At 40.7% G+C, this 12,068-nt stretch carries 15 protein-coding genes; 10 read left to right on the plus strand and 5 right to left on the minus strand.

The genetic code is table 11. From position 1 onward, the window contains the following. Positions 1-74 precede the first annotated feature (74 nt). The 3 genes from JOD03_RS06095 to JOD03_RS06105 are packed head-to-tail and all read left to right on the plus strand — an operon-like array spanning position 75 to position 2,790. Positions 75-1,112: an ArsR/SmtB family transcription factor gene (locus tag JOD03_RS06095; RefSeq protein WP_204589956.1), complete on the plus strand. Its 1,038-nt coding sequence runs from the start codon at positions 75-77 to the stop codon at positions 1,110-1,112. Further along, on the plus strand, positions 1,109-2,326 hold the full coding sequence (locus JOD03_RS06100) for an MFS transporter (protein ID WP_204589957.1): 1,218 nt from the start codon (positions 1,109-1,111) through the stop codon (positions 2,324-2,326). The genes JOD03_RS06095 and JOD03_RS06100 overlap by 4 nt, the downstream gene beginning before the upstream one ends. Before the next feature lie 20 nt (positions 2,327-2,346). Next, positions 2,347-2,790 carry a GNAT family N-acetyltransferase gene (locus JOD03_RS06105; RefSeq protein WP_204589958.1) on the plus strand — a complete coding sequence of 148 codons (444 nt, stop codon included), beginning with the start codon at positions 2,347-2,349 and terminating at the stop codon, positions 2,788-2,790. Between the two features lie 411 nt (positions 2,791-3,201). Here JOD03_RS06105 and JOD03_RS06110 read toward each other — a convergent pair whose 3' ends face one another. From JOD03_RS06110 to JOD03_RS06120, 3 genes are read right to left on the minus strand one after another with little or no spacing between them, the layout of a single operon-like run. Further along, a complete protein-coding gene (locus tag JOD03_RS06110) occupies positions 3,202-3,675 on the minus strand; it encodes a DinB family protein (RefSeq protein WP_204589959.1) in 474 nt (157 codons plus the stop codon). Next, entirely contained in the window at positions 3,656-3,889 is a 234-nt protein-coding gene (locus JOD03_RS06115) for a helix-turn-helix domain-containing protein (protein WP_204589960.1), read from the minus strand. Before JOD03_RS06115 ends, JOD03_RS06110 begins: the two co-directional genes overlap by 20 nt. 9 nt (positions 3,890-3,898) lie before the next feature. Next, entirely contained in the window at positions 3,899-4,390 is a 492-nt protein-coding gene (locus tag JOD03_RS06120; protein ID WP_204589961.1) for a DUF2975 domain-containing protein, read from the minus strand. 170 nt (positions 4,391-4,560) lie between these two features. On the opposite strand from JOD03_RS06120, the gene JOD03_RS06125 reads away from it, so the two are divergent. Continuing rightward, positions 4,561-5,508 (plus strand): sensor domain-containing diguanylate cyclase, encoded by a 948-nt coding sequence (locus tag JOD03_RS06125; protein WP_338032440.1) that lies wholly within the window; start codon positions 4,561-4,563, stop codon positions 5,506-5,508. Positions 5,509-5,540: 32 nt separating this feature from the next. Here JOD03_RS06125 and JOD03_RS06130 read toward each other — a convergent pair whose 3' ends face one another. Beyond that, on the minus strand, positions 5,541-7,109 hold the full coding sequence (locus JOD03_RS06130; RefSeq protein ID WP_204589962.1) for a sensor domain-containing diguanylate cyclase: 1,569 nt from the start codon (positions 7,107-7,109) through the stop codon (positions 5,541-5,543). Positions 7,110-7,454: 345 nt separating this feature from the next. Here JOD03_RS06130 and JOD03_RS06135 point away from each other — a divergent pair, with 345 nt between their 5' ends. From JOD03_RS06135 to JOD03_RS06150, 4 genes are all read left to right on the plus strand, one after another. Then, complete coding sequence (locus JOD03_RS06135) at positions 7,455-7,670, plus strand: hypothetical protein (RefSeq protein ID WP_204589963.1); 216 nt, start codon at positions 7,455-7,457, stop codon at positions 7,668-7,670. Between the two features lie 222 nt (positions 7,671-7,892). Continuing rightward, positions 7,893-8,648: a GTP cyclohydrolase II gene (locus tag JOD03_RS06140; RefSeq protein ID WP_204589964.1), complete on the plus strand. Its 756-nt coding sequence runs from the start codon at positions 7,893-7,895 to the stop codon at positions 8,646-8,648. After that, a complete protein-coding gene (gene ribD / locus JOD03_RS06145) occupies positions 8,641-9,735 on the plus strand; it encodes a bifunctional diaminohydroxyphosphoribosylaminopyrimidine deaminase/5-amino-6-(5-phosphoribosylamino)uracil reductase RibD (RefSeq protein WP_204589965.1) in 1,095 nt (364 codons plus the stop codon). The genes JOD03_RS06140 and ribD overlap by 8 nt, the downstream gene beginning before the upstream one ends. Before the next feature lie 12 nt (positions 9,736-9,747). Then, positions 9,748-10,323: a 5' nucleotidase, NT5C type gene (locus tag JOD03_RS06150; RefSeq protein WP_204589966.1), complete on the plus strand. Its 576-nt coding sequence runs from the start codon at positions 9,748-9,750 to the stop codon at positions 10,321-10,323. Positions 10,324-10,370: 47 nt separating this feature from the next. Here JOD03_RS06150 and JOD03_RS06155 read toward each other — a convergent pair whose 3' ends face one another. Next, positions 10,371-10,922: a GNAT family N-acetyltransferase gene (locus tag JOD03_RS06155; RefSeq protein ID WP_204589967.1), complete on the minus strand. Its 552-nt coding sequence runs from the start codon at positions 10,920-10,922 to the stop codon at positions 10,371-10,373. A 169-nt stretch (positions 10,923-11,091) separates the two neighbouring features. Here JOD03_RS06155 and JOD03_RS06160 point away from each other — a divergent pair, with 169 nt between their 5' ends. Further along, entirely contained in the window at positions 11,092-11,301 is a 210-nt protein-coding gene (locus tag JOD03_RS06160; RefSeq protein ID WP_204589968.1) for a helix-turn-helix transcriptional regulator, read from the plus strand. After that, positions 11,298-11,681, plus strand: a complete 384-nt coding sequence (locus tag JOD03_RS06165) for a hypothetical protein (protein ID WP_204589969.1) — start codon at positions 11,298-11,300, stop codon at positions 11,679-11,681. The genes JOD03_RS06160 and JOD03_RS06165 overlap by 4 nt, the downstream gene beginning before the upstream one ends. Positions 11,682-12,068: the final 387 nt, after the last annotated feature.

Consider the following 12,068-nt stretch of genomic DNA (forward strand, 5'->3'; position numbering starts at 1 on the left):
TATTTATAGAATTATTAATTCTAAATAAATAGAATTTATGATAAAGTTACTATACAACATTCAAGGAGTGGTTTTTGGAAATCCTTCATACAACAAGTCGTAAACGCCAAACGTATCAAGTCCAGCTTGAGCATTCTATGTTATGGGAGAATGCACTGGCTATTGCTGCAATTACAAATCCCCGATTACTAGAGACACTGGATGAATCCTCAATCTATTGGAATACGGAAATATTTTCGACCGAGTTACAAGCTCAATTGGATTATGTAGAAAAGCACAATACGTGGAAAGCAATCCTGCAACTGCTTCACAAAAAACCATTTGAGAACCATGAAGAATTTCAAACATACATAGAAGAATTATCAGAGATGGAAATTAGGTTTAGTTGTATACCTTTTATTGGAGGAGAGTTTCAGCAGATTCGCACTAATGCTGCTATAGGAGATATAGAAGCACAAAGAGATCTTCAAGAAGAGACTAAGGATAACCCATTCTTTCCGGATTACATTCACTACATTTGTACAGTTGAAATACAGGAGTTGAAAGAACATCTATGTGCAGTGATGGCTCTATGGAACGAAGAGGTTATACGGCATAATTATGCAAAAATCTCATCTGTTTTAAATCGCGATTATGAAGATAAGAAGAATATTTTAGCAAACCTTCACCCTGAGGAATTCGTTCGTTGGGTAACTGGAGGGATTGAGTATAGTCCTGAACCAAGTGTCCATCATGTCCTGCTGATTCCACAAATCAGTTATCGACCATGGAATATAGTGGCTGATTTAGAAGACACGAAAGTTTTTTATTATCCTGTCGCAAATGAGAGTATTACTCCAGAAGACCGTTTCACCCCAGATCAGTTTTTGGTCCTCCGCTACAAAGCACTGGGAGATGAAGTTCGACTCAAGTTGGTAAAAATGCTTGTAGAAAAGGAACAGACATTGCAGGAATTGACGGAACGATTAGATGTCGGGAAATCCACTATTCACCATCACTTGAAAATTCTTCGATCTGCACGGCTTGTGGAGGTGAATGCCTCAACGTATCGCATTAAACAAGATGCATTAAATGTCTTACAGTCAGAACTGATAAGGTTTCTTGAGAGATGACAACTAAATCCTCACTCTTCAAAAACCGCTCATTTCTCTCTGTCTGGTCCGGCAATGCTGCTTCTGAACTCGGCGGGGCATTCGGCACCTTTTGTAATTCAATTCTTGTCTTTCAATTGACTGGTTCGGGACTGGCACTAGGAAGTATGTGGATCTTGTATTATGTCCCGTCACTACTTTTACAATTTGTAATCGGTCCTTTCATCGATCGATGGAGTCGCAAGAGAATTATGATTTTTAGCCAACTTGTTCGTGGAACTGTATTTCTTGTACCACTCTTCTTATTGTATATAAATGAACTAGAAGTTTTGCACGTCTATGCAGTTCAGCTTGTAATTGGTTTGATTACGCCTCTTTATGTACCAGCAAATCAAGCGATTACTCCAACTTTGGTTAAAGAAGGGGAACTACATCAGGCAAATGCCTATTTAGATGGGACTGCCAGACTAATGTCTTTCCTAGCTCCAGTGCTTGCGGGCGTAGTGATCGAATTCACGAGTGTCCAAGTTACTTTATATTTCGTGAGTGGTTTACTTCTCTCTAGTGGTTTATTATTATTACTGGTAGAAGAGCGAAAACAAGTAGGCGCGATACGAGCTTCTTGGTGGTCGGAGATGAAAGTAGGGTACCGGATGTTCTTTCAAAATCCTGTCCTTCTCTGGCTAGGTGTTTTCTTAGGGTTTGTACAATTTGGGGTGGGTGTCACACTCATTACCACACTTCCATACATTACAACGGAGCTGAATGGTTCGTACGCAGACTATGGATACTTTATGGCTGGTTTCCCTGTTGGTTATATTTTGGGTGCTGTTTTAGTGCCGAAGATTAAAATGAAGGGGTTAGGTTTGATGATAGGCTCTCTTTTCATTGGGGGCCTTACCTTCATAGCACTCTATTTTATTGATTGGCTACCTCTTGCAATTCTGACAGAAGTAGTTGGAGGAGTGGCGATGGCTGTGTTTAGTATTCAAAATCTAACTTTATTCCAAAAATCTATTTCAAATTCTATGCTAGGAAAAGTAGCATCTGTTCGTTTATTGCTTATACGAACCTTTATGCTTGCAGGTATTGTGGTTGGAGGTTTGCTAAGTGAACTCTGGGGCATTCGTCCGCTCTATCTTTTGATAGGTATAGTGATATGTATAGTTTCAGTTTGTGGAATTGTGTTACCGTACTTTAAGTTTTTACGCAATTTTAAAGCAGTTGGCGGATAACGAACGCAGGAGGAGAAGTGATGTATCACTATCATTTATTTGAAAAGCTTCCACACAAGAGGTATCTAAAAGGAATAGTTACTCTCCATGAAGCAATTTTTGGAGATGGGGAAAATATGCTTAAAAAACTAGCAGAGTTAAAACAAGTAGTTATTCAAATAGTGGTATTAGATGAGGATGTTATTGCCTATAAAATAGGATATCCATTTGATGATCAGACTTTTTATAGCTGGGTTGGCGGAGTGAATCCTAAGCATAGAAATAAAGGGCTCGCTCAACAACTTATGAATAAGCAGCATATCTATTTAAAGAAAAAGGGATATAAGGTTGTACAAACTAAGACGATGAATAAATGGAGAAGTATGTTATTACTTAATATAAAGAATGGTTTCGATATTGTAAGTACTTCAATCGATGATAACAACCGTCATAAAATTTTGCTTCAAAAATTTTTAAAAGAGTAGCATGCCATGAGCGAAATCGCTCATGGTTTTTTGTTCGTTGGGCAGTTCATGGTACTTAATGGTCAACTTTTACTGTTTAGTGATGCACTTTTCCTGAAATGGTGATGTACTTTCGGGATTTACTGCTGGGAGAGGTGCTTAGTCCTGAACTACCGCCATAAAATAGCCACGAACAGCAGCTGAATCTACTAGTTCTGGTTTTACCTCACACCATACATCAGTGTATACTTATATCAGATACTGAAGAGTGGGGGTTGACCTATGGATAAACAACCTGAAAATCGACCAAATCGCAGTGGAAAGATACTAGGCGGCATCGTGCTTGCGGTACTATTCCTGATCATGAGCTTTGCGATGTATAATTCGTTATTCAACTAACCAAAAAAGTGACATTCCAGACAAACCGGAATGTCACTTTTCTATATCCAAAAACTCCACGTCGCGTGGTAACAAGTCACAGTTAACGGGTGCGAGCCCAAGCTCACGAGACCAAACAGATAGCTGACCGATATGGTGTACTTCATGTGTTGCGATGTGCATCATCACCTTGATATGAGAAAACTGCCGTCCACGCAAATCCAAAACTGCGTCATTAAAAACAGTCTCTTGTTCAAACCATTGGAGCGTCCGTTCACGTGTGATCGCCTCAAAAGCACGAATATTAGCTAGCGTTCGGATCTTCTCGATGGGTTGAATGTTTACATCTATACCAAGAAGCTGGCTGACCCAGATATGTTCGCAATACACGACATGATACAAATTATGAAGGATGGATTTCATACCACCAAAACGTGGTTTCACAAGTTCCTCATACGGTAACTCTTCACACCACTTCATCCAATCCGCACGCACTTGCCAATTGTAATCAAACAACGGTCGAATCATTTTCTTCCTCCTCTGGTACATACTCCAAAATATCACCCGGCTGACAATCCAGTGCCTTGCAAATGGCTTCTAGTGTCGAAAAGCGTACGGCTTTTGCTTTCCCGTTCTTCAAGACAGACAGATTTGCCATGGTGATGCCGACCTTTTCCGTGAGTTCTGTCACACTCATCTTACGTTTTGCTAACTGGACATCAATATGAATTTGAATGGGCATGTTCTCACCTCAGATCGTCAATTCGTTTTCAGTTTTATACGTAATCGCTTCTTGCAGTAGGGCTTCTAAAACAGCTGCAAATACTGAAACGACTAGTGAAGCTCCAACAATTACCATTCCGATTAGAACTAAACCAGGTGCGTCGTCCCACTGCGCAACAACAAAAATGAGAGGTAACGCAAGCGTATACAAGAAACTAATCCATAGTCCGGAACGTTTAATTTTCTTTAATGCGGCAACAGATGCGGCTGAAAAGGCACCATTGGTTTCAATTAAACGTAATAATTTATAAGCTTGAAATAATGCGATGTAATAAGGGATAGCAGAAAGTAGAGCAGCTGTTACTAATCCTAACATAATGAAAGGCAAAATGTTCTCCCCGTTCATATGAGTAAAGGCTTCCATAGCTAATAAGGGCAGAGCATAGAGACAGAGGCCGGCGACAGGTAATGCGATCACTACTAGCGCAAGTTTTAACAAAACAGTGGTACCTTTTTTCACAAAGCTTGCTCCTCTCCAACAATGATTTGAGTTAAGAATACTCTATAATTTATCGTTTATCAATAAATTTATATTTAAAATCGATTTTATTACATCATTTCAGAGTTTGGAGAAAATGGGGTATACTAGAAGGTAATTAAAGAAAAAGATGAGGACAGGAGGGATTACTCGTGACACCTACACAAGAAGTGCAAATGTACCGGAATTTTGATGAGCTTGCAACAGATGTTTTAGATCTTGCGAAGGAGATCTTGCCTAACAAACTCATCTATTTGTCCTCTCTTACAGATGTTCAACAAGTCGTTTTAAAAGTTTCTGATGAACATTCAGAAATTCTCGTCTCTGAAGGTACTGTTGTGCCACTCCCGAAGTCTGTATGCAACCGAATCGACTTTTCTAAAAATGAACCTCTAATTTATGAAGATGTGGAGCGAGATGCGGATTCCGTGACTGTCAAACGACTCCTGAAAGGTGCGAATATTCACTCTTATATGGGATTGCCCATCAAACATATGAACGGAGAGCGATTCGGGACGCTGTGCGTAGCAGATAGTAAGGCAAGTGAATACGATGAGAAAAGTATCAAATTGCTCCAACGCATCGTTCGGATGTTCTCGTATTATTTGGAATTGGAACGATGTGCGTTTCGGGATCCACTCACGGATTTATACAATCGCCGCTATTTATCAGATCGTTTTAAAGAAACGGCAAACAACGGTGGAAGTCTGTTCTACCTTGACTTGGACGGATTCAAGAAGGTCAATGATACCTTGGGACATGATGCAGGCGACGAGGTACTAAAAGAAGTTGCAAAACGCTTGATAGAAGCAACTCGTGGAAATAAGGAAAGCTGTGCAGTACGGTTAGGTGGAGATGAATTTATCATTCACTTTGCGTATCCAAGTACGGAAGAAGAGGTATCTCACTGCGCAACACAATTAGTAAAAGCGATGGAGAAATGGGAAGATGGATATCGAATATCTGCAAGTATCGGAGTAGCAATTTTTGATGCTGATGAAGAGATAGACTTAGATGCAGTTCTAAAAAAGGCAAATCATGCATTGTATACAGCTAAACTTTCTGGTAAAAATACATTTTTTATCTATAAAGACTTTTAAAACCTATGTCCGGTGTGGACATAGGTTTTTTGTTAGGAAAACTCTTTTGTGCCATTAATGAAGGAAACACGTTCAATGCGATTTCGTCCGTTTGCTTTGGCTTTATAGAGTTGTGTATCTACATCACTAAAAAACGTTTCAAGGTCGCATTGCGTACAATCGAAATACCCGACACCAATAGATACGGTAATCGTTTGTGGAGCAGGAAAATTAGTGTGTTCGACCTCTTGTCTGAATCTCTCTGCAAATGCTACTACTTCGTCTTCAGTCGTGCCTTGTATGACAAATGCAAATTCTTCTCCGCCCAGACGTACAGGTAGACTGGTCGCTGGCATAGAGGATTTCATCAGCTCTCCGAGTTTGATTAGGACTTGGTCTCCAACTAAATGCCCGTACGAGTCATTGATGGATTTGAAATGGTCGATATCAAGGATGACTAAGCCAAACGGTTCTTGGTTTTCGTGAATAAGTTCAAGCATGTGTGCATATCGACGTCTGTTTACAAGACCTGTCAGCGGGTCGGTAATTGCTAAAGATTCTAATTCTCCTAGCAATCGTTGCTGATTTTGCGCAAAGGAAAGGATCATCTGTTTGATTGCGGCAGATTCTCGATAAGGTGAAGGGATAGCTTGCGTCTCTTGAATGACTTCATATATAGGTTTTGAATAATCGACCTGTGATAGACGGTTTAGAGGTCTAGTGATGAACAGTATGAGTCCTAATAATACAAGAAAAGCTACAACGATAAAAGGTAGACTAATCAGAATGGCGCGATTTGCAGAGAGCTCTGCAGGCGCTAAAGCAATTTCTTCAGGTGTCATAGAAATAATACCCCAATCACTTTCTTCTACTTTGTCATATCCCGCATAAAACACGGCACCTGTTCGATCTTCAATAATACTTTTTCCTGCTTGATCTTGAGCTAAATCGCTGGTTGCTTGATTTTCAAAAACTTTCGAGCCTATCCATTCCTTCCGTGGGTGATAAATATAGTGTCCTTCGTTATCATAAACAGTTGCTAAAGTGGAATCATCTCCATAAGTTTGTTCCAGTAGACGAGTTAAGAAGTTCTGTTCTTCTAACCAAACGAGTCCGTTCAGCATACCGTAATACTCTCCGTCTTGATAGAGCGCTGTAGAGATGATGAGCATGAGTTTGCTATTCGTACCTATGTAAGGGTTGGAAATGAAATCTTGTTTAACCTCAATCCCACGTTTCACACCTTCTGTATTAATATAGATACCCACAAGCCCCATATCGGGATAGTTGGCGCGGCCGGTCCCATTGTCATTGATGATGGTAACGGAATTAAAGTTAAAGTTTGATTCTTGGATAGTTTTGAGAATAGACGTTAATTCTTCTGGGTCGTCCCAGTTCTCCAGAACATTTGCATGGTTTGCTTGTAAACTCTCACGCATCAAGATAAAGGTATCATTTGTTAAAGTACTCAATTTTTGTGCATTGGAGTAGTTCAGTTCAAGGGTAGATTCAGTTAGAGTCTGTCTGTTTACATAGTATTCTGTAGCAAATACAACAGCTAGCGTAACAAATAGGCTAATGGTAGTTACTAAAATAATGGAAAATTTTATAGGAAGTTTCATAAGAGTTCACTCATTTCAGGATAGTTTCCTTAGTAGGTAAAGTATACCAACTATTGTAGGGGGAAACTATCTCAAATTAAGAGGAATGTCGGCCTAGAAAGTCGAGTTGTTTTCTATGGTTTATTTTGTAAATTAAAGCTAGTATTTTCTGAATCGTTTGATATAGTTAGAAATAAATGGCTATTTTCCAATTGCATTGATAGTTCATTAAGGGAGAAATGACGTGTTAGAAAATAAGGGGATTTGTTTAGGGTGAAGAGATTTCTGTTATTACTCATTTTCGCATTGTCGTTGACAGCATGTACTGGCGATTTTCCTTCTGAGATTAAGGGGAAGGTCTATAGAGTGGATGAGAGTTCAGTTCATATCGCAGTTTATGGCGATGACCCAGAAGCAGAGTATCCGGTCTATGAAGTAATCATCGATGACGCCACGATTATTGAAAAGGTAGGGGCAAACTCAGCATCTGCAGAATCGTTAGAAATTGGTGATAGGGTAGTTGCGGAGATTCGTGATTGGGAAAAACAGATAGCTTCGAAGATTGTAGTAGAGGAGGAATGAGGCGACTTACATGATGGCTTTCGATATTCAATAAGAGACTGCAAATCGCTATTGGATTTGCAGTTTTTTCTATTTGTATAAAGTTTATGTACCATCTAACAGCCTTCGAAGCCCGCCACCACTTGAAAATTCCCGAGTTCTTTTACTCACGGATTTTTTATCCTCCATGATAGAATGATGAAAACTCAATCAAAATTCAGAACTTGAGCAGGAGTGGACATCATGATACAAGAAAAATTAGACTCAAAAGTGGTTGCAGCATTACAAGATAAAATTCAATTGATTCATAAAGAGGATGGGGCGATTTACTTAGTCGGTCCGATTCGTTTACCTGTAAATCTTTACGGGGAAACTGTTGTGTTCCAGTGGTATAGCTGGTTGAACTGTGACGAAGTGACAAGTGATGTGAATCGCATCATTGAGAAACTCTCTTCATCGAATTTAGCTGAACTGCAACAATCCAGTGTACTGGCCTATGGAGACTTCGCAAATGGAGAAGATGCCATCATTCGTATGCATTCGATTTGTCACACAGGAGATATTTTCGGTAGCAAACGATGCGACTGTGGCTACCAATTGAAAGAATCAATGAAAATGATTGTGGACCATGGAACGGGGGCTTTATTCTATTTAGCCAATCATGAAGGCCGGGGAATTGGTCTGTTCAGTAAAGCGATGGCGTATATCCTCCAAGAAAATGGCTACGATACGGTAGATGCCAATGAAAGCCTTGGTTTTGTGGACGATTCGCGTGACTATAGCGATGCCATTCATGTACTGAAGGCACTTCGCTCAAAACCGATCAAACTGATGACAAATAACCCGAAAAAATTACAGGCTCTGCAAGATGCAGGCTTAGAATTATCTGGCCGCCAACAGTTATGGGGCGATTTGTCCGAGTTCAATGAGGTCTACCTGCAGACAAAAGTAAAACGCTCAGGTCATATACAACAAGAAGGGACACCTGTTCATGACTGATCATACATTTTATATGGAACTGGCACTTAAAAATGCACAGGCCATGAAAGGACAGACCGATCCGAACCCGTTAGTGGGCGCTGTCATTGTCAATGACAACCGCATTGTGGGAGTAGGTGCTCATTTAAAAGCAGGGGAACCACATGCTGAGATTCATGCACTTCGCATGGCTGGTGAACATGCAAAAGGTGGCACGATCTACGTTACACTTGAGCCATGTTCGCATCATGGTAGAACCGGCCCTTGTGCGGAAGCTATCGTCGCCGCTGGACTCAAACGAGTGGTCATTGCTACGTTAGACCCAAATCCTATCGTGGCAGGAAATGGTGTGAAAATCTTAGAGCAAGCAGGGATTGAAGTCATCACCGGCGTCTGTGAAGAGCAGTCTCAGCAAATGAATGAAGTGTTCAATAAATTTATCACACGCAAAATCCCGTTCATCACTATGAAATCAGGGATCACGCTAGACGGTAAAATTGCTACGCATACATCTGATAGCAAATGGATTACTTCAGAAGAATCCAGAAAAGACGCCCATCACTTGCGAAATGAACACCGGGCCATCATGGTCGGCGTGAATACGGTGTTAAAAGATGATCCTGAACTGACGACTCGAATTCCGAATGGTAGAAATCCAATCCGGGTACTTATAGACTCCCACTTAAACGTTCCCTTAACGGCGAAAGTAGTCGTCGATCAACAAGCGGAAACGTGGGTCTTCACCAGTCAGAATGCAGATTCTGAGAAAGAAGCACAACTGCGGTCTCGAGGTGTTCAAGTGTTTCGAACGGACAGCTCAGAACGTGTCAATGTACAACAAGTCGTTGACATTCTTGGTGAGAATCTCGTCTCTTCTGTACTCCTTGAAGGAGGAGGAACGATCAACGCTTCTTTCCTCGAGCATCAACTGATTGATAAAGTGGTGTTATATGTGGCTCCGAAACTGATTGGCGGAAAAGATGCACCTACGTTTTTAGAGGGCACAGGCTTCGCCAAAATGAATCAAGCCATTGAATTGTCCGCCACTCAAATTGAAAAAACAGGCAAAGACTTTAAAATAAGCGGTTATCCCGTCTATCTTACGTAAAGGAGTTCCATCATGAAATTTGGTTTCGATATTGACGATACGTTGATTGATCTGCGCAAGCATGCGTTTGACATCTACAATCAAAAGCTAGGAAAGAACGTGCCGCTCGACCAGTTCACGAAGCTCGAGCGCGTTGAAATCCATGAGTTGTTTGACATGACGGACGAACAAGGCGGCGAGATGTGGAAATCATCTTTAGAAGACATTTACTACACGACTTGCCCCGTTTATCCAAATGCTTTAGAAACATTGGTAGAGCTTGATCAACAAGGCCATGAGATTTATTACATTACAGCAAGACCGAAGGAACACGGGGAGCGAACAAAAGAGTGGATGAAAGCACAAGGATTCCCGGTTCAAGATGAGCGTTTCTTCTATGGCATGAAAGACGATGAAAAAGTACAAATCATTAAACGCTTAGATCTGGATTATTATTTTGATGATAAACCGGATGTGGTAAATACGTTGGTGAAAGAAGAGAATCTCAAAGTCATCCTCAAAGATCAGTCCTATAACCGACATTTGACGTTCACGCGTCTTGTCGACTGGACAGAGATTCAGGAGATTTTAGAAGCGAAGCAGGCATAAATACAAATACTGCGTCGAGGCCCTCTGGATTCATTCCAGGGGGCTTTTTAAGTTACATGATGACTAGATATCTCTTCCCATTCTTCCCTCAACAGTCCCATTCGAATAGAGTCGTAGTATTCGCCATTATAGAAACGGCATTTTCTAAGTCTTGCTTCCATCTGCATGCCAAGTTTTTCTCCTACTTTGACCATCCTATGATTTCCCGACCAGGTGGTAAAACCTACTCTTACCAGTGGCAAGGTTGTAAAGAGATGATGGATCCATAAAGTAAGGGCCCTCGTTCCAAACCCGCCACTCCAATAATTCGGGTCGTAAATACCTATCCCCATTTCAAGCCAGTTGGAAGGTTTGTGCTCCCAGTAGTAACCCACTGTTCCGATAATGATGCCGTCGACTTCAATCAGCCAGAAATCATCTTGATTAACAATGGTTTCTTTGTTTAGTATGTAGTCCTTAAACGATTTCGCCTTATGTTCATAGTAAGGCGCATCCCACTTTTTCCATTCAGGCGATGCTTCTTTAAAAGTTAATTCCCACATTCGCTGTAAATCATCTTCTTTGATTTTTCTTAGTACTAGTTCATTATCTTTATACATTTAATTCCTCTTTTCCTTTATTCAAACAGAACGCTAGTAGTACTATTCGCCAGTAACTGTAAAAGTCCTTTAATTTAACATGTAAACATATCTTTACTTTTAATGGGGAGTGTATTACACTTTACGTAAAGATATCTTTACATTTCTGTTCGGAAGGTAGGGAAGAGACATGCCGGTTCGAAACAATATCCAGCAGATTCGCAAAGAAAGAGGCATTAAGCAAATCACGATGGCCGAGGATCTGCAGGTGACGCGGCAGACATTCACAGCCATTGAAAAAAACAAATACAATCCGAGTCTTGAGCTCGCACTCAAAATCTTGAAGTATTTTGATTTGCCGATGGAAGACGTGTTCATTTTAGAAGAGGAACGAAAATGAAAAAATTTAAGAAGTGGTATCTAACACTCGCAACATTTGGTGGGTTCATTGGAGTGGTGATTGGAACATTTATCTTCAATGATGGGGACATCTCCTCAATTCTAGGGGCAGCAACAGGCTTGCTCATTATCTTCTTGATCAACCTTATTTATGTGAAATCAAAAAAAGGCAATACGCCAGAGATAGATGAACGTACGCGCAACAATACGCGGACATATTATGCGGTCGTCGGTAACATCTTTATGGGTGTTCTATTTTTAGCGCTGACAGCTCTTAGTTACGCAGGAGAGTCAGCTGTATCCCTTAGTTATCTCTGGATGTTTGTAATTGCCTATATGCTCATCAGTGGCATTGGAGCACTGGTTGTAAGCAAACGTTAATAGTACGCCTCTATAGCTCTAGAAGGGAAGAGCGCCGGAAAACAATGTAGAACCGGGTCGCAAGGTAAGGGTTTCAGAAGCACCGAAAAGCAAATTAGCTGAGATGGGTGAAAGTCCTGTCGGTGAAAGTCCGTAGGGAAGCGTGTTCCCCCTAGCCTATGCTTACGAAAGGAGTGCGGGTTCGAATCCCGCTGGAGGCATCTTTATTATTTTCCAAAAATATGCTATTCTAGATGAAATTAAGTTTAGGAGTGAACATGACTGAAACGTTTTAATTGCTACAATGGTTGGTTGTTAATGACGCCAAATAATGACCGTAAGTTGATGGATGATTTTGTCCAAGTCCTGACGGATTTTTTGTCATTAGACAAATGGGAGGCTGCCAGT

It is taken from the genome of Chryseomicrobium aureum (assembly GCF_016909155.1).
Taxonomy (GTDB): domain Bacteria; phylum Bacillota; class Bacilli; order Bacillales_A; family Planococcaceae; genus Chryseomicrobium; species Chryseomicrobium aureum.

What these genes read in the sequence shown, in the direction of transcription:
- JOD03_RS06165 (WP_204589969.1), top strand. Translation starts at nt 11,298, where the DNA reads ATGAAAAAATTTAAGAAGTGGTATCTAACACTCGCAACATTTGGTGGG.
- JOD03_RS06160 (WP_204589968.1), top strand. Translation starts at nt 11,092, where the DNA reads ATGCCGGTTCGAAACAATATCCAGCAGATTCGCAAAGAAAGAGGCATT.
- JOD03_RS06150 (WP_204589966.1), top strand. Translation starts at nt 9,748, where the DNA reads ATGAAATTTGGTTTCGATATTGACGATACGTTGATTGATCTGCGCAAG.
- JOD03_RS06130 (WP_204589962.1), bottom strand. Translation starts at nt 7,109, where the DNA reads ATGAAACTTCCTATAAAATTTTCCATTATTTTAGTAACTACCATTAGC.
- JOD03_RS06105 (WP_204589958.1), top strand. Translation starts at nt 2,347, where the DNA reads ATGTATCACTATCATTTATTTGAAAAGCTTCCACACAAGAGGTATCTA.
- JOD03_RS06100 (WP_204589957.1), top strand. Translation starts at nt 1,109, where the DNA reads ATGACAACTAAATCCTCACTCTTCAAAAACCGCTCATTTCTCTCTGTC.
- JOD03_RS06155 (WP_204589967.1), bottom strand. Translation starts at nt 10,922, where the DNA reads ATGTATAAAGATAATGAACTAGTACTAAGAAAAATCAAAGAAGATGAT.
- JOD03_RS06115 (WP_204589960.1), bottom strand. Translation starts at nt 3,889, where the DNA reads ATGCCCATTCAAATTCATATTGATGTCCAGTTAGCAAAACGTAAGATG.
- JOD03_RS06140 (WP_204589964.1), top strand. Translation starts at nt 7,893, where the DNA reads ATGATACAAGAAAAATTAGACTCAAAAGTGGTTGCAGCATTACAAGAT.
- ribD (WP_204589965.1), top strand. Translation starts at nt 8,641, where the DNA reads ATGACTGATCATACATTTTATATGGAACTGGCACTTAAAAATGCACAG.
- JOD03_RS06110 (WP_204589959.1), bottom strand. Translation starts at nt 3,675, where the DNA reads ATGATTCGACCGTTGTTTGATTACAATTGGCAAGTGCGTGCGGATTGG.